Source organism: Flavilitoribacter nigricans DSM 23189 = NBRC 102662 (genome assembly GCF_002646595.1).
Classification (GTDB): domain Bacteria; phylum Bacteroidota; class Bacteroidia; order Chitinophagales; family Saprospiraceae; genus Flavilitoribacter; species Flavilitoribacter nigricans.
Genome location: NZ_PDUD01000010.1, coordinates 203,147 through 223,812 on the forward strand (window position 1 = coordinate 203,147; position 20,666 = coordinate 223,812).

Sequence of the window (20,666 nt, forward strand, 5' to 3'; positions counted from 1 at the left end):
CATTACTCACTCACCAGCGGTCCATCCTTACCCAGCAGGCGCAATAAGGTACGCAGACTCTCCTGGTTCTCTTCGAGGGAGATGGCATTCAGTACGTCTTTTTTCTCACCGTCCGTAATGTGAAACGATACGGCTGCTTCGTACTCACCGGTAGGTTTGTAAGTGAAGCGGACTACTTCGAATTGTTCGGGGCCGAGCAGATCGTAGATGAACCCGAGGCTATTGTCGTGTTCGAACTCCTGAAGATCGAACACTTTACCTGCAATACCGATCGGGTTGAACAATGAACCGATCACCCCGCTACCGTCATTCTGGGCAACCTCTTCGATCTTGGGAGCGCTGCTGATCTGCACCAGCACTACCCCACTAGTATTCTCCCGGATCCAGTCGGTAAAGACCTGAATAAAGCGGGTAGCCGACAGGATACCGTAGTTGTCGCGCAGACCGGCATCGATCACTTCGATGCTCGGGTCACTGGGTAGATGCACCGTCGGCAATACGTAGGGGTAGGTCGCATTCATGCGCAAGGCGCTGAGGAATCGAAGCTCGCTGGCTCCCTGGTGTTTGAAGAGCCACCCGAAATCCACGGCGTCCACCTCAACGGATTCCGGCTTTTGTAGACCAACCGGAGCTACCATCATAAAGGAAACGCCCTGGGGAGATATGATCAGCCGGCGGCCATCGTTGATGATCGATGGCGTCAGGTAGATCATGGGAATGCGGGCTTCCGCTTCGGCCCGGTGGTAGGCCCAGAGCGGTTTATCGAGGATGGAATCGGTATTTTCATTGAGTTGCTGCTCGAAGATATAGCCCCGGTCTTTAGTGTACACATTACCCCGGTACTCAAAACGGGACCAGGGCAGAAAGACATCATTGGTGATGATCGTAAACGCCACCGAATTGAGCAGGTCCTTACCGATATTGTCCAGGTATTCCTGATCGTACAAATTGACCGAATCTCCGGATTTTTCCCGGAGCATCAGTTCCCGCAGGTAGGCCATCCCCAGCATGCCGCCGGAAGCGCCCGTTACCAGTACCGTCTGATCCAGGAACTGCCCGCCCATCAGGCTGTCGATCGTCTGGGCCACATGGACCGTCCAGGTAGCCGCTTTCAATCCACCGCCGCTCACCGAAAGGATCACCATTTTGGGTTTACCTTCCGTATGCGGTTCCATTTTCAGCCGCCATTTATCCAGGATACGTGTTGTTTCCTGTTTGTCCAGCTGCACCTGGTCGGAATAACAGATGCTCTCCAGCGTATCGTAGGAATAAGTGACCGGCTCTGCGAGATAATCCAGCCCGTACGCCCGGTTGCGGTGGTCGAAGACCTCAAAGCTGGTCACAAAATTGATGAAGACCAGCAACAGCACGAAAATGGTCAGCATCCATTCTCCGAACCAGTAGATGAATGCTCCCAGAATGGCGATCAGCACGCTCATCAGAATAAAGATACTGGCACCGGCCGGTATACGAAACAGCGGCACGTCGATCAGATAGCCGAGAATAAGCAGGATCACCATGGTGATCAACTGCAGGAGCAGCGCATTCAAGTGATTTTGCCGGAAGATATTCATGAGCATGCGCGCTTCGTAGTGGGCTACGCTGCGCACCAGTCGCGGCTGAAAAGCTTCGTTGAGATAGGTTTTGACTTTCCAGCGGTTATTGTCCAGTTTGATGTAATCCAGATCCACCCTTCTCCGGCCGGGAGCGATCGGTTTGGCCAGATTGGGCGGCATCTCCCGGTCCGATTTGTAGTAAGATATATCCCGGTTGGTATAGTTAAAATAGATGGAATAAAAGCTCACCAGGGTGAGTCCGCCAAATAATAATCCCAGTCCATTGAGAAAAACTGAATCCAGCGAAAGCTTTTCGTAACCCGCCTGAAAATTAATGATCACGACCAGGTAATACACGAAAAACCCCAGGGGGATCAGTGCGTTGTTGAGGGAGAACTTGGTAAAGGGTCGGGACAGTGTAGCCAGAAAAGGAAAATACTGGGCCGACAGCAGATAAGTTGTTAAGTTCCAACTCATAAAGAATCCGCCGTACGCAAGACCAATGAAGAAAAAACTCCAGAAATTCACCTCGCCCAGGTATTCCGGATCCAGGAAAAGATACTGCAGCCCCAGTTTTCTGCCCATATTGCCGGTGAGCATCAACAGCAGTACGATCCAGCTACCGATCAATAGCAGATTACTGCGCAAATGAAGGATCAACAGCTGCACAGGAAAAGAAAACCAGATATCCGCCAAACTTCTTCTCACCGCTCTAGGTTCCATTGTTTTGTTGGGTTTTAATATTACAATTTCTCCGTTGAAAATTGTCTATCTTTACCCTTTAAATCTCATTAAACCATCTTTTCAAATCAATTCTAAGTATGAATATTGCTGTTGTTGGTACGGGTTACGTAGGCCTGGTAACAGGAACCTGTTTTGCAGAAACCGGAAATAAGGTTATCTGCGTAGACATTGACGAAAAAAAAGTCGAACGTATGAAAAATGGGGAGATCCCCATTTTTGAACCCGGACTAGACGTTCTATTCGAAAGAAATACCCGACAGGGGCGTCTTAGTTTTACCACTAAGCTCGATGAAGCGATCGAAGACGCTCAGATCATTTTCCTGGCGCTCCCCACCCCTCCCGGAGAAGATGGTTCTGCCGACCTTTCCTACATACTCGGCGTAGCGGATAAACTTTCTTTCCTGATCAAGGACTATAAAGTAATTGTAGATAAAAGTACCGTTCCGGTAGGAACTTCGGAAAAGGTACACAATATTCTGGCCAAACATCTGGACGAAGAACTGTTCGATGTCGTATCCAACCCCGAATTCCTGCGGGAAGGTGTAGCCGTGGACGATTTCATGAAACCGGATCGCGTGGTGATCGGTACCAGCTCTTCCCGAGCACGCGATGTGATGAAACAGTTGTACGAGCCTTTTGTCCGGCAGGGCAACCCCATCCTGTTCATGGATGAGCGTTCGGCCGAAATGACGAAATACGCAGCCAACAGTTACCTGGCGACCCGGATCACCTTTATGAACGAGATCGCCAACCTGTGCGAAAAACTGGAAGCCAATGTAGACATGGTTCGGATCGGTATGGGTAGCGACTCCCGTATCGGCAAACGCTTCCTTTTCCCCGGTGTGGGATTTGGCGGTAGCTGCTTCCCGAAAGATGTCCAGGCCCTGATGCGCACGGCCACCGAAAGTGAATACGATTTCCAGATCCTCGATGCGGTACTCAAAGTAAATACTGAGCAACGCCGCCTGCTGGCCAAAAAGATCAAAACGCATTTCCAGGACGATCTCCAGGGCAAAACGATCGCCATCTGGGGACTCGCTTTCAAACCCAATACGGATGACATCCGCGAAGCTCCGGCTATGTATATCATTGACGAACTGTTGGAAGCCGGTGCCAAGATCAAGGCTTACGACCCGGAAGCAATGGAAAACGTACAAAAGATCTACGGAGATAAAATCCAGTTCATGGACGATCAGTACGAAGCGCTGATCGGAGCCGACGCACTGGCTATTGTAACGGAATGGACGGTTTTCCGCACTCCGAGTTTCAAAGTAATGCGGGAGCTACTCAAAGAACCGCTGGTCTTTGACGGCCGTAACCTCTACGATCTGGAACGTATGCAGGAACAAGGATTCCACTACCTGAGTATCGGCCGGAACCCGGTAAGTGTCGCCACTTCGTCAAAACCGGCATAAGTCCATACCTAAAGTAGTAAAAGTTCGTTACTAGTATAGATTTACCCAAGCTATGGTATAGTTTGGGTAAATTTGTTTTTGCTATACTTGTAAAGACCCAGTTCACCCCATTCTCACAAAGTGTTATCATGAAAAGTCAGATGCGTTTTCAAATATTATCCACCTATTCGAAAACATCCGGGTACATTGTGGCGGGCCTGCTCCTGTTACTTACATTATTTGCCGCTTGCAGCGGACAGGGCAGCTCGCCCGGTAAAGGAGTAGCCGAAAACGAATTGGAAGTAGTGGAAAAAACGGATGCCTACGGCAATACCGAGCGTTTTACCCGTCGCCTGGACAATTACGCCAAAGAAGGTAAATACAGTAAAATGAGCCCCGAAGGAAATCTGCTGGAAACGGCAGAATTCTATAACGACAGCCTGAACGGTGCCCGGGTAATTTATTACGAGAACGGGGACACCCAGATCGTTGAGCATTATGAAGGCGGCACCTTTGCCGGCCCCTACCAGGCTTATTACGAAGGCGGCCAACTCGAACTGGAAGGGAGCTATACCGCCAACTCGATGGAAGGCACCTGGAAACGTTATTACCCCAGTGGTCAGTTGATGGAGGAAGTCAGTTTTCAGGATAACCAGGAGAACGGTCCCTTTGTCGAATACCATGAAAACGGCAAGCTGAAAGCTGAAGGTTATTATAAAGAAGGAGATAACGAGCACGGCCTGCTCAAGATCTACGATGAAACGGGCGAATTGGTAAAAACCATGAATTGTCAACACGGCGTTTGCCGGACCGTCTGGGAAAAAGAAGGCGCTACGGACTAAACCCGGCCGGCACTAACGCAAACCATTAACCGATCGTCCCAACCCAATGTATATGCAGCGAATTTTACTCCCTATTGTCTTTTGTGTATTCTGGCAACTTCCCGTTTTTGCACAACTCGGGGGGCAGGCAACCTACGAATTCCTCAACCTCTCCCCTTCCGCACGGGTGTCCGCATTGGGTGGAAATCTGATCACTGTACGGGACGATGACGTTAACTTGGCGTACGCCAACCCGGCGATGCTTAATCCGCTCGTACACCAGCAGCTGAGTTTCAACCACAATTTTCACTTCGGAGGCATCAGTAACGGTTATGCCGCTTACGGGCACCATCTCGAGAAAGCGCAGATGAGTCTGCACGGCGGGATCCAGTACGTCAATTACGGCACTTTCGATCTGACCAACGACCGGGGAGAGATCGAAGGTGAGTTCAAAGCTTCCGAATATGCCTTTGTGCTCGGAGCCGCCAGAATGGTAGACGAACGCCTGGCCCTGGGCGCCAACCTGAAAATGATCAGTTCCCGCCTGGAGAGCTACACTTCTCTCGGATTCACCAGCGATCTGGCCGCCATGTATATCGATACGGCAAAAAACATCAATATCAGCCTGGTCTTCCGCAATGTAGGCTCCCAGGTACAAACCTACCGGGAGGTCAACTTTGAGCCCTTGCCTTTCGATCTGCAGATCGGCATTTCCAAAAAATTACGCTACCTACCCTTCCGCTTTTCGGTTATCTACCATCACCTCGATCGCTGGAATGTTATCTACGACGACCCCAGCCGGGAGAACAACACCATCAGCTTTGGCGACATCGATACCGAACGCAGTCCCACCAGTATCTGGATCGACAACTTTTTCCGGCATCTGATCTTTAACGGAGAATTTCTGCTGGGTAAAAAGGAAAATTTTCGATTGCGCCTCGGCTACAATCACTATATGCGAAAAGAACTTACGGTCGAGAATTTCCGAAGTCTGGCGGGCTTTTCTTTCGGTTTCGGCGTCAAGATCAACCGTTTCCGTCTGGACTACGGAAGAACGAACTACCATCTGGCCGGAGGCATCAATCATCTGACGATCTCCACCAATCTCCAGGAGTTTAAAAAATAAGCCGGCGAAAGCCCGGGCAGGAGTTCATTCTAAAAAATAATGCGATCATTAGGTAACCTTTCCTGATTATTGTAAATTTACTGTTAGTTCAACGGTAAACCTTATCCAGTCCCTCATCAATAAGCCCTGATTAGCCAGACTACAGTGTTGTTAGTCTTTTGCGTGCTTTTACTCTTACAACCAACACTCATTCCTCTACCAATTTCTCGTCAACCACACGTACAACATGGATGTACCTGTTATATTCCTGGCTTTTGCCAATAATTCCGATGCACCGCTTCCCCAACTGGAACGGGAGGGCGAAAGCATCTATCGATGTTTGAACGAAGGTTCGGGAAAAGGGCATTATATCCTCCACCGGGAATCCTTTGCCACCACGGAAAAGATCGCCCATTATCTCATTGATTTCAAAGATCGCGTTGTCGTTTTTCACTACGGCGGCCACGCCGAAGGGGACGGTTTGGAGCTTACCGATCAAAAAGCCGGCTCCGAGGGTATCGCCCAACTGATCTCCGCCCAAAAGCAGTTGAAGCTGGTCTTCCTTAACGGATGTTCCACAAAACCACAGGTAAAACAATTACTCGATCTGGGCGTGCCGGCCGTGATCGCCACCTCCTGTCCGATCAACGATACCAAAGCTACCGAACTGGCCGAACAGTTCTACAGCGCTCTCATGAAACGGCACACCATCAGGGAGGCTTTTGCCATGGCTGCGGGCCTCATCAAGGCCAAAGGAGGAGAGGCTGAGCAATATCGCGGCATTGTGCTCAAGGAAGATGCCGAGACTTTTCCCTGGGGATTGTATTCCGAAAACGATGAGGTGCTCGACTGGAAATTGCCCGATCAGAAAAATAACCGGCAGGAGATCATTATCCGGAATGCCAGCGAGCAGTTCAACTTTTCAAAAACACCGGTCAATACCCATCTCACTCAGATCCTGCTGAACGTCCTGCGTCCATTTAGCCGGGACATTGACTACGTACTGGCCAAAGCGGAGGATGACGGCGAAGATCCTGATGTACGCCTGCTGCAACGGGCCATCATGGACAGCCTGCCCGCACCGATCGGTGAGCAGGTAAGAAAACTGTTCTCGCTCGACCTGCAGGCGGACCAATTGGACCGGATCGGCAAACCCCGTCTCCAACAGCTGGTGCGCACCTACGATACGCTGGTGGAGTTCTCCACCCACGTGCTGCTTTCGCTGATGTGGGAAGCGAAGATCAAAAACGACCAGTTACAATTATCGCCGGAACTGTCCGACCAGATCCGCAAAACACTCAGTCTCAAAAAAGAGGAGCTGCCGACCTTTGATTACAACGAGACGATCAAAGGGATCCTGAGCTTTTTCGATGAAGCGTCCCTGCTGGGCAAGGCCGACTCGGCTATATTCATCGACGAACTTTCCGTGCTCTGGGAATCCATGCAACAGGACGAAGTCTTTAAGGACGCCACCGCTTTCATGAAAGAGATCAAGAGGGAGGTGGATACCGATAACGTCTCGGCGGATGAGATCGAGAGTTTCTGCGTACAATCGGAAACGCACCTGGCTGAGATCTTCGAATTCCTGGGATTCATTGCCAAATACAAACTCAATACCATCAAAAGTATCGCCGTCAGCAAGGCCCGCAACAAATCGCCCCGCTTTCGCCATTACCGGGTGAAGCTCGATACCATTACGGCCGGTTATAAAGACGTCGACAAGGAATACGATGGTGTCTTCACCGATAATCGTTCTGTGATCCTGCTGAAAGAGGAGCGCAGTATCGACCGCTACCTCAACCTTTCCCCCTTCATTATTGACGAACACGCCCTGCTGGGTAAAGAGAAATCCAAACTTTTCTTTTTCACCTATTGCGATCGCGACAAAATGGAACTGCACTACAAGTACGCCTACGTGCAGTCGGAACAGGACGAACTCATCCTGTCGGACCACCATAAGGACGGCGCCTACCTGCCTGTGTACGAAGAGATCAAAGAGCAACTCGACGAATTCTGCCAGCTGTTTTTCTCCACGAATTTTAAAGATCTTTAACCATGCCGAACAGCCCTTTCAAATTCCTCGATCCCTATACCAAAGAGGATAAACAGATCTTTTTCGGGCGGGACCACGAGATCGAACAGCTTTACAATATGGTTTTCGAGGCCAGTCTGATCCTCGTTTACGGAGAATCCGGCACCGGCAAAACCAGCCTGATCCGCTGCGGCCTGGCCAGTCGATTCGATATTTCCGACTGGAATGATATTCTCATCCGTCGCAATCAGGATATCAATGCTTCTCTCTGGCAATCCCTGCGCGCTGCGGCCCGCACGCCCATCAAAGACGGTGCGACAGTAGCCCAGGCCGTGGAATCCATTTTCCTGGATTATTTCAAACCGGTTTTCCTCATTTTCGATCAGTTCGAAGAGCTGTTCATCAGTGGCATGGGGCGTCCGCAGGAACGCGAGGAGTTTATCCGGCAGATTGCCGAACTGATCCGGGCCGACCTCAAATGCAAGGTTATCTTCGTGATGCGGGAAGAATATCTCGCCAAATTATACGAATTTGAAAAGGTGATCCCGGAACTTTTTGACTTCCGGCTGCGCGTAGAACCGATGAAATACGCCGATGCCTACCAGGTGATCGAACGCACCTGCCAGCATTTCCAGATACCGATCGAAACGCCCGAGAACTCGATCGAGCAGATCATCAATAATATTTCCGAAGGAAAATCAGGAGTGCAGTTATCCTATCTGCAGATCTACCTGGACAAACTCTATCAGAATGCCCTCAAAAACTAACCCAGACATTACTTCGGATACCTCCAATAACACGGTAACCTTCGACCTGCCGCTGATACAGAAGACCGGCGGCATTGGAGATGTACTGGTGGAATTGATGAACAATCAGATCCGCAAGATCAAATCTGAGATCCGTCAGGAACTGAAATCCGAGAAGATCCCGCCCAAATCCGTTGAACGAATTCTGAACGGTTTCGTTTCCCTCGAGGGCACCAAGCAGCCGCGCCACCGGGAAGAACTTCAGTACCCGGAATTATCCGAGATCCTCGTTGCCACTATTCTCACCAAACTGGTCGACGCCCGACTCCTGCGGGAATCCGATGACGGCGTTTACGAACTGGTCCACGATACGCTGGCCGCTCACATCGAACAAACCCGCGACCAGGCGGACATCGCCATTGATGAGACCGTCAAAATGGTCAAGGACGCTTATTATTTCCAGGATAAAACCAACCGTTACCTTTCCGAAGACGAACTCAATCAACTGGATAAATACTCGGAAACGATCCAATCCACCAATCGGCTGACAAAAGAGGAATGGAAGTTTGTCAAAAAAAGTAAAAGAAAAGAACAACGCCGGACCCTGAGAATGCGGGCGGTATTTTTCCTGGCCCTCGGTATCGCCGTTCTGATGTCCGTGCTCTATGTGCAGGTAAAACAAACCGAGCGGGAGAACCAGGCCTTGCTGGGAGAGATCGGGGTCAACCTGGAGCAGTTGAAGAACAACAAACAACTTACCCAGGCCACCGCCGAAGCCCTCCGCAATAGCCGCAACGACCGGACCCGGGCTTTCCTTCAACTGAGAGATGTTCAGCAAAATGCCCAGGTAGACAGTGCCAATAATGCCTTGGTTGGGCAACTGACCAACAACTTCCTTTCCGAGTTTTCGCTTTTCCCGTTCTATAACCTGGGAGAACGGCTCTCGGAAACCATCGACGAAGTGATCGTAGAAGACAGTCTGAAGTTCATTTTGGGAGCAGCGATGGATTCTCCGGTACCATTCTTTAAAAACCTGAAGCTTCCGGATGATCAGTTGCGGACCTCGATCCGGGAAAAAGGATTCCTTATCCCACCCAAAGACTTCAACAAATACGGTAAGATCCGAGACATGGTATTGTTGCAGGATGGAAAGACCGTAATATCCGGACACGCCGACGGCAAGATCTGGAAATGGCAGGTAACCAACGATACGCCCCCCCAAATGGTCTACGAGTTCAAACAGGGCCGGGTCCGGGAAATGATCGTTGTAGACAACAGCCTGCTGGTCGGCGTAGACAGCATCATTTACGAATTGAATCTGAGGCGAAAAAAACCATACGCAGAGTTTCTGATCGGTTTTAATCGCCCCATCAAATTGCTGGTCGGCAACCCGCGGAATAGGGCCCAGTATGCCGTTGTAAAAGAGAACTCCAATAAAATCTTTATTTGCGACCGCAACAGTAAATCCATTACGCAAACTGTGGAAGTAGGTCTGAGTACGGTTACCAGTATGGCCTTCTCCCCGAACGGCCGGAAAATGATCGCGGCCTTTGAAGAGGGGGATGTGGCCAAGCTGTGGGATCTGCGTTACCCTCAACTGATCACTGAATTTAAGGGCCACCGCGCCCTTATCTCCACCATTGCGTTTTCTCCCGACGGGCGTAAGATCCTGACGGGCAGCTGGGACCAGTCCGCTATCCTCTGGACGTATAAGGGAGAGATCATCAAACGACTGGTCGGCCACGAACAGCGTATCCATTCGGTAGCCTATACCGCGAATAATTACGCCGTCACCTGCAGTGAAGACGGAGATATCAAAACCTGGTTCCTCGCCCCGCTCGCGGAACGCGATCTGATCTTTGAAGACAGCGTCCGCGCCCTGGCGGTGAGTCCCATGCACGATACCATTGCTTTCAGCCTATACGGAGATAAAGGCTTTTTCCATCTCTGGCACTGGCCCAGCGATCAGCGGGATACGGTCTGGCAACCGATCAAGCGCTTCGACCGGCCGGGAGATATTGTAGCCCTGGCCTACGCTTCGGACGGCAAAGGCATCGTGGCTGCTTCGGAAAATACCCTGACCACGTTTATCGATCGGTCGGGCCGTAATCAAAATGAAGATTACCGGGGCGGCGGGTACGCCCGTGTTCCCTCTACTTCCTCCATTGCGGCCGTGGACGTCAACGATGATTATGTACTGATCGTGGATAGAAAAAGTGGAAAGGTACTGCTCCGCGATCGGAAAGATCCGGCGAAATTCAAGGTACTGGACCATCCGAACCGGGTGCATGCGGCTAAGTTTTCGCCGGATAACCACTATGTACTCAGCGGTTGTGAAGATGGAGACGGCTACCTCTGGGATCTGCGGGCGGATTCGCTGAGTCGTCGTTTGGAGGGACATACCTCCAAGGTCGTTGCGGTGGATTTCTCTCCGGACGGACGCTATCTGCTCACGGGCAGTTACGATAATACGGCCCTGCTTTTTGAATTGCAGGAAAACCGTAAAGGGAACCTCAATCCTACTTTCGAACTGGAAGGGATCAGCGCGTCTTACCGCGGGCATACCTCGGATATCAATGCGGTGGCTTTCGCCAATGAGCTGCACGACGGCACTTACCGCTTTACCACTGCCGGTGCGGATAAAGTGGGTAAGATCTGGGAACTCACCAAAGATGGGAGTTTGCACGAACGCCCCAGTCTCATCCGTCATCTGGACGAAGTAACCGTCACGGCTTTTCTACGGGGTGATTCGCTGATCGTGACCGGAGGTTTCGATGAAACGCTGAAAGTATGGCGAGCCGATGGCGTCGGTGCGTTGATCGACGAGCGGGTACTACCGCACCCGCAGTAAAGGCCGGCTCTTTTATGGCTCATGACCTTTGGATAGAAAATATCGGGCACTGTTCTTCTTTTAGAAAAACGAACGTCCTGATAACCTCCTATTCATCGATCCTGATCCCCATCCGTTTCATCAGCAGGGTAGCATTAAAACTCTCGCTGACGCCTTTTTTGAGTTTGTAGTCGAAATCCAACTGACCGTCCTTGATCTCTACCTCGATGCGTAGGTTTTCGATCGCACCTCCCGCTTCGGCTTCCAGGCCGCCCAGTTCCAGATCGTGGGTAGCGATAAGCCCGCCACCCCTTTGCCGGATCAGTTGCCGGATCAAAGCTGCTGACCCCGTGTGCCGGTCTACGGAATTGGTGCCTTTCAGTATCTCGTCCAGCAGGAAGAAAACCGGGAGCTGTTCGTTATCGGGCTGATTCGCGGCATCCACCGCTTCGATGATCACCTTCAGTCGTTTCAATTCGGCGAAAAAAGAAGACGTACTCTCGTGCAGTGCATCCTGGGTGCGCATGCTGGTATACACCTGCAGCGTGGGGAATTCCATCGCTTCGGCACATACCGGAGCGCCGGCCTGGGCCATGACCAGGTTCAGACCAATGGTACGCAGGAAGGTACTTTTGCCAGCCATATTGGACCCCGTGATGAGTTTTATGTGACCCCGGGTAGGCATCCGGAGATCGTTACCGACGCGCACGTTCCGATCCAGTAGGGGGTGCCCGATATTCTGTACCGCCAGTCTTGCTTCTTCATTCCATTCCGGCAGAATCCACACCGGATTATTGTACCAAACATTGCCGAAGCTGCTCAGCGCCTCGATCTCACTCAACACCACAAACCATTCGGGGAGGGAATGCTGCAGTCCGGCTTTCCATTTTTCCAGTCGGTAGACCCACTGCAGGTCCCAGAGACCGATGATGTTGAGAAAAATGGCAAACACATTAAACCGGACATTGAGCTGGCTGATAATATACGCCAGGCGTTCGATGTGTTTGGAAGCGGGCTGTTCCTCCCGCCCCAGACGATCGTGCAATGCCCGTAGCAAGGGTGACTGAAAGGTATGACGCTCGATCTGGCGGATCAGCTTTCCGTAAACCGCCAGGGTTTCACCGGCGTGGGTGGTACGGCGGTGGGTAAAATTCACCTGCTCGATGGTTTTGCGTATGACGAGGGCCGGCGGGATCAGGAATACCAGCATGATCTGCCAGGGTAGAACCGTCCACCAGAGCGCAATGCCGATAGCAAACCAGACCGGAGCCAGATAGAGCGCCAGACGCAGCCACCGGTTGTTCATTACGAAGGGCGGATCCTCCAGCCATTGTTGCAGCAGGTGCAGGTGCTCGGGGTCATCCTGTGCGTTGGCCCCGTAGGCCTGAAAATGCTGCCGCCAGTCGAGGCTGTCGCGCAGTTCGAGAATGGCCTCCTGTCGGGCACGGATGGCGTTGCCGTCAATCAGCGGTTCCAGGAGGTAATCCGCCAGACGGGCCTGTCCGATGGCCGTATTGGCGCGGCAGGTATACTGGAAGAAGGAATACTCTCCAAAGATATCGAGATCCAGTGCGTAGGGATGATCCATACTCAGAAAAGCCTTTCCGGTTGGAAATACCTGATACTTGTGTTGCACGGCATCGCCTTCGTAGCCGTTGATCCGGGCCAGAGATTCCAGGTGTTGCGCTTCTTCCTGGATGCGCTGGTGCCAAAGCACAAAACGATAAAATCCGGCGATAAAGGCCGCAATGAACAGGATCCCCCACCACCAGGCCAGGCTCCAGAGGAAAATGGTAAGCAATATGGCTCCAATAAAAAGTGCCAGACGCACCAATGAGAGCCGGTCGTATCTTGCTTTCAGCTGGCCGGCTTCTTTTTCAAATTCAAGTCGGCGCTTTTCGTATAGATCTAATAGTTGTTGCACGGTTTCAAAGGTAGGCTATCCCCGAGAGGGGGCAAAATGAATTTGGGCAAAGATCGATTAATTTCATTTGCGAAAGGATCAAACCCCAATTTCAATTTATGAATTTGATTCTTATCTTCGAAGCTAAGAAACCGCTTTATGGACAACCAACCATCCGCTGCTCCCAATACCCCGGAATGGCTCAAAAAACTGGAAGAAGAAAGCTGGCAGGCAGAACTGATCATTTCCGGACTGGCCATTTACGGCACCATGCAATTGCCCGATCTGGTAGAATGGCTTATGGATTGGAGCCTCGCTTCGCTGGAACAGAGCTATTTTTTGCTGCTTTACCTTTTCTTCACCTATCTGGGCCTGGGCGCTTATATGCTCATTTTTATTTTCATCGCTCACCTGGTACTGCGTACGGTCTGGATCGGCCTGCTCGGCCTGAATTCGGTTTTCCCGATGGGTATTAATGAAAATTCCGAAACCTATTCCAAAAATTTCCTCCAACAGTTCAAGACGGATCATTCGGGTGAAAAATCCCGTATTCGTCAACTCGATGACGTCTGCAGTATACTTTTTGGTTTTGGTGCCCAGCTGGTAATGATCTTTATGGCGATCAACCTGGACATAGTCGTGGTCGGTGGCATTTGGTACCTGCTGGAAAGTTTTTTCGGTCCGACGGTGAGTAGCATTTTCGGACTGATCTTCCTGCTTACTTTTCTGGCTTATACGGTACTTTTCCTGATCAGCAACACCAAAAAATGGCGGGATAAGCCCTTTATAAAAAAATGGCAGTATCCGATCTACAAGCGGGCTTCCGGTATTTATCTGCACCTTTTTGCCAAACCGGCTTCTTATCTGGGAATGATCTTCCAGACCAATCTGAGTATGAAGCGCTACGCCGGCATGGTCGTACTGATCATGATCTTCGTGCTTTTTTTCTTCGGCAGTCGGTTCTTTAACTACCGTTTTCTCAGCTTTATGAAATCCGAGCGTTTATACGAGCATTTTGATCGCAGTGACCGCTTGATCCCCGAACACTACGCGAACCTGCGCACCGATGATCGTCGCCTGCTTTCCCTGGAACTGGAAAGCGATGTCATATCGGGTGATCTCCTGCGGGTATTTGTTCCCATGCTCTCCTCCGAATCCGACATCAGGCAGGAACTTTGCGGCGATTTTGATCCGGTGGGCAGCAGTCGGGAAAAGTCCGAACAGTGGCGCGCGTATTATACCGATTGTTACCAACAAATGCACCGTTTCTACGTCAACGATAGCCTGTACCGCGAACCGGAAATGATTAAATATATTCACCCCAATCAGGATGAACACGGCATTTTGGTTTACCTCCCGACCGCCAACTTTCGTAGCGGCCGTAACTTACTCCGGGTAGAAAAGATCGGACCGGAAAGGGATAGTGTTTTCCGTCAGATCCAGGCGGTGTTTTGGTTGGAACAAGCCGGAGATTAGGGCCAGGAAGAAATGGCCGGCCGGATCTCCCCCGCTGCACATTTCTCCGCGTACCGCTTAATAACCCGCAAAGTCGAATCATCCCGGTCGTATACCGAATACCAGCCCTGATGTTCGTGCGGTGGATCACCAATCAGATCGTCTCCTGCAGCCCAGATTACCTCCGGTGCACCCGGTCTGCCCTGCCCGCCCCAGGCCCAGAAATTGCAGCCGGCCATGGCGGTTCCCCGTTCGGCCAGTTGGTAGATGTGCTGGAAGATATCCCCGTAGTACTGATCCCGCTGCCGGGTAGTGGCCGCCGGATCGTGATCTCCCAGATCGCGGGCAATCCCGAATTCCTCCAGGACGATCGGTTTTTTTAATTTTTCGGCTTTTTTCAGATGCCGGTCGATGTAAGCAACGGCTTTGGCCAGCGCCCGCTCGTAAGTGGCCTCGTGTTGTTCCGGATCGTACCAGCCCCAGTTCTGGATCCAGATGTGAATGGTGGTATAATCAATGAGGTCCGGCGCGTGGTCCCGGCGGAAGTGATTGCCCGTCGGGCCGGCGGTATTTCCTTCGCTACCAATACTCACGAGGTGGTTGGTATCGATCGATTTGATCAGTTTGGCCGTCCGCTTGATCCACCGACGGTAGGCACGGGGACGAAATATGCCCCGGGGTTCGTTTGCCAGTTGCCAGCTCATGATGGTGGGATCATCGCGGTAGGCCTTGCCCGTCAGGCTATTCACCCGACCGACGATCTTGCGGATATGCTCATCGAAAGCCGTCATGGCCAGTTGATTTTTATAAAAGCGGGAACTGTAGCGGGCAAAGGTAAACCAGCTCCCCCCTTCCGCCGGTGGCGGGTAAGGGATCTCGCTACCACCAAACCAGCGATGATACTGGGCGAACCCACCCGACCAGGGCCAGAAATTATTCAGGCAAACGACGGCGGTCATCTTCCGCTTCCCCATCTCCAAGAGCAGAAAATCCAGGCCTTCCAGCAGTGCCTCGTTGTAAATCCCCGGAGCGGGTTGCAGACTGGGATCTACCCGCCAGGGCGCTCCGTCCGGACCTTCGCTACCGGCCATGATCCGTAGATTGGTGATGCAAAGCGCTTCCAGCTGGTCGAGTTCCTTACGCAAACGCTCCCGGTTGCCGGGGGCGGAAGGCGCTCCCAGATGCATACCGTACCAGAAGTTGGCCCCTAAAAAATAATAGGGTTTTCCATCCCGGTAGAAGTGGTTGCCCCGGACCTCGACAATCGATTGAGCCGACAAACTAACTGACATTAGCAAAAAGAATAAGGTCTTCAAAAGAAATTAATTTACTTTTGGAACTGGAAACTGCCCGGATATTGAGCTTCCAATAAAAGTAACGTTTTTTATGGCTCGTGTAAAGCTGACTCCCGAACTAAAGAAAGCAATCAGTGCTCTATCCTCCAAAGAAAAGGATAGGCTGTTATTCCGTCTGATCCCAAAAGATGAGATACTCGTAGCTCAACTGGAATACCAGTTGCTGGAGGAAAGTGCCACCGTCGAACTGCGACGGGACAACATGCGCAATACGATCGAGAGGTCGCTGCAGCGCGCCGCCAACAATTATTATTCGCCCGGCTATTTATTACTGGATATCCGGGCCATCAGTGGCCGTATCAACCGCCACGTTAAGATTACCAAGGATAAATACGGCGAGGTTGAGCTCAATCTATTTATGATCAACCGGACCCTCGAACTGCTGGGAAGTCAACTGCGCTTCGCCAGCCCCTGGCACTCCCGCACCCTGAATGAATACGTTGCCAAGCGGATACTTAAACTGCTTAAACTGCTGGAAAAGATCCCGGAGGATTATCATGCAGATTTCCGGCCGGCTTTCCAGGATCTCGCCGATGCGTTGGGACAGCAGGGGAATTTTATCCGGGTAGCTAAAAATCTCCAACTGGACCTCAAAATGCTCACTGATCTGTAAAATGATCTTGATCCGGCCTGCGTCGGTTCTACTGTACCAATAAGCCGGGGAATCCCGGCAATCCGCTATACCCTCCGAAAATCCTATGCGAATATTCGCTTGAAACTAGTATTTTTGGATCAATGAGTAACAAGACCCAAAACGAACGGATTATTTTTGGCCTGAAAGTCAAACAGCTTCGGCAGGAAAAGGGCCTTTCTTTTGCCGATATGGCCAAGAAGTCCAAAATGTCCGTTTCCTACCTGAACGAGATTGAAAAAGGGAAAAAATATCCTAAAGAAGATAAGATCCACCAGATCGCGAATGCGCTGGACGTCAGCTTTAACGAATTGACTTCCCGGCAACTCAGCCGCAATCTGGAACCGGTCAACCAGTTACTCCAATCCAACTTTCTCAACGAACTTCCACTCGATCTCTTTGGTATTGAACTCAGCAAGGTGGTCGAGATCATTGCCAACGCTCCGGTGCGGGTGGGCGCCTTCATTTCCACCCTATTGGAATTGTCCAGAAGCTACGCGTTGAAGGAGGAAAACTTTTACTTTGGCGCCCTACGTTCTTTTTTGGAACTGAATTCCAATTACTTCCCCGAGATAGAAGCAGCCGTAGATCGTTTCTGCCAGGAGCATCAGATCCCCAAAGGCCGGCCTATTCCCGTGGAAACCCTGCAGCGACTACTGGAAAATCAGTTCGATTATAAGATCGTGGAAAACGGGCTGGATCCTTATCCCGAACTCCAGGGACTACGCTCCGTCTATGTGCCCGAGCGCCGGGAATTGTTGCTCAACAGTCAGCTCAGTCCGAAACAGAAGGCTTTTACCTACGGAAAGGAAATGGCCTTTCAGTATATGAATATGGAGGAAAGGGCATTTACCTCTTCCCTGATGCGCATCAATCAGTTTGAAGAAGTGCTCAACCACGCCCGGGCTACCTACTTTTCCGTTGCTCTGCACATGCCGCTGGCCATGTTTGTGGATGATATCCGGGCTTTTTTCCGGCGAAAAACCTGGAACGGGGAAGCTTTTCTGGGCATTATGAACAAGTATCTGGCCAATCCGGAAATGTTCTATCACCGCCTGACCAATGTGCTGCCCGAATTTTTTGGTCTGGACAAGTTATTTTTCCTGCGTTTCGCCCACGATCTGCGACAGGACCAGTACGATATTGACCGGGAACTGCACCTGAGTCATCGCCACCATCCCCACAGTAACGGACTGTTCGAACACTACTGCCGCCGCTGGATCGCGCTTTCCATGCTGGAGGAACTGAGAAAAGACGATTCCGGAAAGATCATTGTCGGCATCCAGCGTTCCCGGTATATCGGTACCGAGGATGAATATTTGTGTCTCACCATCGCCCGGCCTTCCTATCCGGACCCCCAAAAGAACGTTAGCGTTACCCTCGGGCTTAAAGTTACCGATGAATTGCGGTCGACCATCGGTTTCCTGGACGATGAAAAGATCCCTTTCCGTATGGTCAATAAGACCTGTGAACGCTGCTCTCTGACCGATTGTAAGGAACGTGCGGCGCCACCCATCGTAGCGGATCGCCGCCAGCAATTCAAAGCGATACAAAAACGGTTGCAGGAGCTTTGACCCGATCCATCAGTACCTGACAACCGGATCCTTAATCGCACTAAATAACGCCGGAAACGCTATTCGGACTGTTTCATTCCACATTTACGCTTATTTTTGAGATTGGAAACGCAGGAGAATAGGTATTTGAACTTTTAATCCTCCCGAAACGTTTCGGAACAAAGCATTGACAGCACAGCAAGGCCGGAGTATGAATACCGAGCCCGAAATACGATAAACAAAGAATGGCAAGCGAGAAGAAACCGACACTGGAGATAATCAACCGTAAAGCAACCTTCGAATACCACTTCATTGATACTTATGAAGCCGGCATTGTGCTGCAGGGTACCGAAATTAAATCGATCCGGAAAGGTCAGGCTAACCTGCGGGATGCATACTGTGTATTTAAAAAAGGGGAGTTGATCATTCGCAGCCTTTTCATTGCCGAATATGCCCACGGGAACCAGTTTAATCACGATACCCGTCGCCCTCGAAAACTGCTGCTACGTCGCGGCGAATTACGCAAACTGGAAAAGAAAGTAAAGGAAAAGGGATTCACCATTGTTCCCTACCGATTGTACCTGACGGAAAGAGGGTTTGCCAAGCTGGAGATCGCACTGGCCCAGGGTAAAAAGAGCTACGACAAACGCGAATCCATCAAACAGAAAGACCTCAAACGGGACATGGCCCGGATCAAAAAAGCGTATTAAAGTATCTGATCTGGGGCCATCTGAGGCAACAGCAATTTTCCCTCCAGCCAGCCCGGGCTATTAATTCCCAATAACACTGATCGCGGCTTCTGCTTTCTCATCCACCGCTTCCACTGCATCGTTAATATGCTTGCGCAGGCTTTTAGGCATCTGCGAAATCAGAATGTCGCTCACTTTGGGCAGCGCCACCCGATACCAATTGCGCCAGCTTTGCAGAATGCGTTGTTCCTCTTCCCGATCCTGACCATCTTTTACCGCCTGTATCGACAGGTCCAGTTCCGCATCCAACCTTTTTAAGGCCGCTTTTTTGGTAATATCCAGTACGGATTGAGCTGCATTTTTTGTTCCTGCCGTCAACAGAAAGCCGCAGCTCAGCGCACTGCACCCCACATTTTTAAGGGTCTGCGCCGAAACTTTGTCGATCCGGTCGGCATCCGTGTGGTAAAATACATCCGTAAAGTGCCAGAACAGCAATCCCGGTATCCGGGCATCGAGGAAAGGCTGGTGATCACTTCCCCCTTCGAAAGGATTGGTGTTGACTGTCCAGTTGGTTCGCAAAGCCTGCCGGCGACAGATCCCCTCCACTACATCGTTAAAATAGTGGGGATTGAAGTTCTCTTCGCTTACCGGACTGGCGCCCCATTCGGTATGCTTATCGGTACCGCGGGTCCAGATAGCCGATGGGTCCGGCATTTTTTCGATAAGAAAAGTCCCACCGGTCTTTTCCGTATCCTCTCCGACCATATCCATGCTCATACCCCAGCCGATGCCTTTGGCCCGTGCCTCATCTTCCTGGATATAACGCCGGGTGGCGCGGATCTCATCTCCCCAGATAAAAGTCAGCGTACGGGCGGGTCGAACCTTGCCGGTCTGAAAGAGCCTGGCCGCTACCCGGGCCATTTCCGAAAGCGCCCCAACTCCCGAAGCATTGTCATTGGCGCCCGGCTCCTGCACGTGCGCACTGTAAACGAAACGTTCCTCCGGCAATTCGGTACCGGGGATCTCAGCGATGAGAGTAAGTTCTTCGCCCGGGCTGATGCGGGTTTGGATATTGACGCGGACCCGCACCGGTCCGGCTTCCAGCGCCTGCAGAAGGTTTGATCTGGCGGCGTAAGACAGGTTAATGGCCCAGGATTCGAATTCGGTATTGAACGGAATGGAGGAAAAGGGGATCGAATTCGGAAATCGCTCGGGCTGATTATAGTTGGGAATTCGATAGGCCAATACGCCCAGTGCCCCAAATTTTTCCACGGCAATCCGGTACAGGCTATGACTGTGGCAATCGGCCATAACGATCTTTCCCCTGACGTCCATTTTTTCTAATGCTTCCGGATCACAGCCCGGCAGATAAACCACTTCCGCTTCTACCCCATCCGCCGGAGTAGAGAAAGAGTTGATCGCGATCATATTGCGGTTGGAAGAAAAGGCCAGCAGGGGTTCTTTTTTGCCGACGATCCGTAGACTGGCATCCTGCGGTTCCCACGCCGGCAATCTCAGCGGGTTGCGCTCAATGCGGTAGGTCATTCGGTCCGCTAACGGTTGCTCTGAAGCTTCAAAACCGGCTTTTTGTAAAATTCGCTGCACGTAATAGATACTGGAATCGAAACCGGCATTACCCGGCAGACGCCAGCGCTCGGACACGTAGGCCGTAGTCTGAAGAGCGGTTTCGCCCGAATATTCGGCATTGATCAGATCCAGATATTGATCGATCTGACGGTAGGTGGTCTGGCCGGCCAGGCTCTGAGTCGTAAAGATTAGAATGGCCAGAGCCAGAAGTCGGGAGATGGTCTGCATGTGGTAGTGGATTGTTCAGTAGATCTGTCGGTACGGA

The 20,666-nt window shown here is 51.3% G+C and carries 14 protein-coding genes; 10 read left to right on the forward strand and 4 right to left on the reverse strand.

The window, feature by feature from the left end; all coding sequences use genetic code 11:
* Nucleotides 1-2 precede the first annotated feature (2 nt).
* The gene (locus tag CRP01_RS07055; protein WP_143473301.1) at nt 3-2,279 is read right to left on the reverse strand and encodes a patatin-like phospholipase family protein; all 2,277 of its coding nucleotides are present in this window, start codon (nt 2,277-2,279) and stop codon (nt 3-5) included.
* A 98-nt stretch (nt 2,280-2,377) separates the two neighbouring features.
* Here CRP01_RS07055 and CRP01_RS07060 point away from each other — a divergent pair, with 98 nt between their 5' ends.
* The 6 genes from CRP01_RS07060 to CRP01_RS07085 all read left to right on the forward strand — a co-directional run bounded on the left by CRP01_RS07060 (nt 2,378) and on the right by CRP01_RS07085 (nt 11,249).
* Nucleotides 2,378-3,715, forward strand: a complete 1,338-nt coding sequence (locus CRP01_RS07060) for a UDP-glucose dehydrogenase family protein (protein ID WP_099149316.1) — start codon at nt 2,378-2,380, stop codon at nt 3,713-3,715.
* Between the two features lie 128 nt (nt 3,716-3,843).
* Nucleotides 3,844-4,536, forward strand: coding sequence for a toxin-antitoxin system YwqK family antitoxin (locus CRP01_RS07065; RefSeq protein WP_099149317.1), 693 nt, complete (start codon nt 3,844-3,846; stop codon nt 4,534-4,536).
* Between the two features lie 52 nt (nt 4,537-4,588).
* The gene (gene porQ / locus CRP01_RS07070; RefSeq protein WP_099149377.1) at nt 4,589-5,641 is read left to right on the forward strand and encodes a type IX secretion system protein PorQ; all 1,053 of its coding nucleotides are present in this window, start codon (nt 4,589-4,591) and stop codon (nt 5,639-5,641) included.
* Between the two features lie 226 nt (nt 5,642-5,867).
* Nucleotides 5,868-7,673 carry a CHAT domain-containing protein gene (locus CRP01_RS07075; protein ID WP_099149318.1) on the forward strand — a complete coding sequence of 602 codons (1,806 nt, stop codon included), beginning with the start codon at nt 5,868-5,870 and terminating at the stop codon, nt 7,671-7,673.
* A gap of 2 nt (nt 7,674-7,675) precedes the next feature.
* A complete protein-coding gene (locus tag CRP01_RS07080; protein ID WP_099149319.1) occupies nt 7,676-8,419 on the forward strand; it encodes an ATP-binding protein in 744 nt (247 codons plus the stop codon).
* Nucleotides 8,403-11,249: a WD40 repeat domain-containing protein gene (locus CRP01_RS07085; RefSeq protein WP_099149320.1), complete on the forward strand. Its 2,847-nt coding sequence runs from the start codon at nt 8,403-8,405 to the stop codon at nt 11,247-11,249. Before CRP01_RS07080 ends, CRP01_RS07085 begins: the two co-directional genes overlap by 17 nt.
* An 88-nt stretch (nt 11,250-11,337) precedes the next feature.
* Here CRP01_RS07085 and CRP01_RS07090 read toward each other — a convergent pair whose 3' ends face one another.
* Nucleotides 11,338-13,152 carry a MutS-related protein gene (locus CRP01_RS07090; protein ID WP_099149321.1) on the reverse strand — a complete coding sequence of 605 codons (1,815 nt, stop codon included), beginning with the start codon at nt 13,150-13,152 and terminating at the stop codon, nt 11,338-11,340.
* Nucleotides 13,153-13,290: 138 nt separating this feature from the next.
* On the opposite strand from CRP01_RS07090, the gene CRP01_RS07095 reads away from it, so the two are divergent.
* Complete coding sequence (locus tag CRP01_RS07095) at nt 13,291-14,607, forward strand: hypothetical protein (RefSeq protein WP_099149322.1); 1,317 nt, start codon at nt 13,291-13,293, stop codon at nt 14,605-14,607.
* Here the strand turns inward: CRP01_RS07095 and CRP01_RS07100 are convergent.
* The gene (locus CRP01_RS07100; RefSeq protein ID WP_143473302.1) at nt 14,604-15,878 is read right to left on the reverse strand and encodes a glycoside hydrolase 5 family protein; all 1,275 of its coding nucleotides are present in this window, start codon (nt 15,876-15,878) and stop codon (nt 14,604-14,606) included. The two genes, CRP01_RS07095 and CRP01_RS07100, sit on opposite strands and share 4 nt — an antisense overlap.
* Before the next feature lie 94 nt (nt 15,879-15,972).
* On the opposite strand from CRP01_RS07100, the gene CRP01_RS07105 reads away from it, so the two are divergent.
* From CRP01_RS07105 to smpB, 3 genes are all read left to right on the forward strand, one after another.
* A complete protein-coding gene (locus CRP01_RS07105) occupies nt 15,973-16,554 on the forward strand; it encodes a hypothetical protein (protein ID WP_099149324.1) in 582 nt (193 codons plus the stop codon).
* A 122-nt stretch (nt 16,555-16,676) separates the two neighbouring features.
* Nucleotides 16,677-18,146, forward strand: coding sequence for a helix-turn-helix domain-containing protein (locus CRP01_RS07110; RefSeq protein ID WP_099149325.1), 1,470 nt, complete (start codon nt 16,677-16,679; stop codon nt 18,144-18,146).
* A 224-nt stretch (nt 18,147-18,370) separates the two neighbouring features.
* Nucleotides 18,371-18,835, forward strand: coding sequence for an SsrA-binding protein SmpB (smpB, locus tag CRP01_RS07115; protein WP_099149326.1), 465 nt, complete (start codon nt 18,371-18,373; stop codon nt 18,833-18,835).
* A gap of 60 nt (nt 18,836-18,895) precedes the next feature.
* Here the strand turns inward: smpB and CRP01_RS07120 are convergent, their stop codons facing one another.
* Complete coding sequence (locus CRP01_RS07120; protein ID WP_099149327.1) at nt 18,896-20,629, reverse strand: M28 family peptidase; 1,734 nt, start codon at nt 20,627-20,629, stop codon at nt 18,896-18,898.
* Nucleotides 20,630-20,666: the final 37 nt, after the last annotated feature.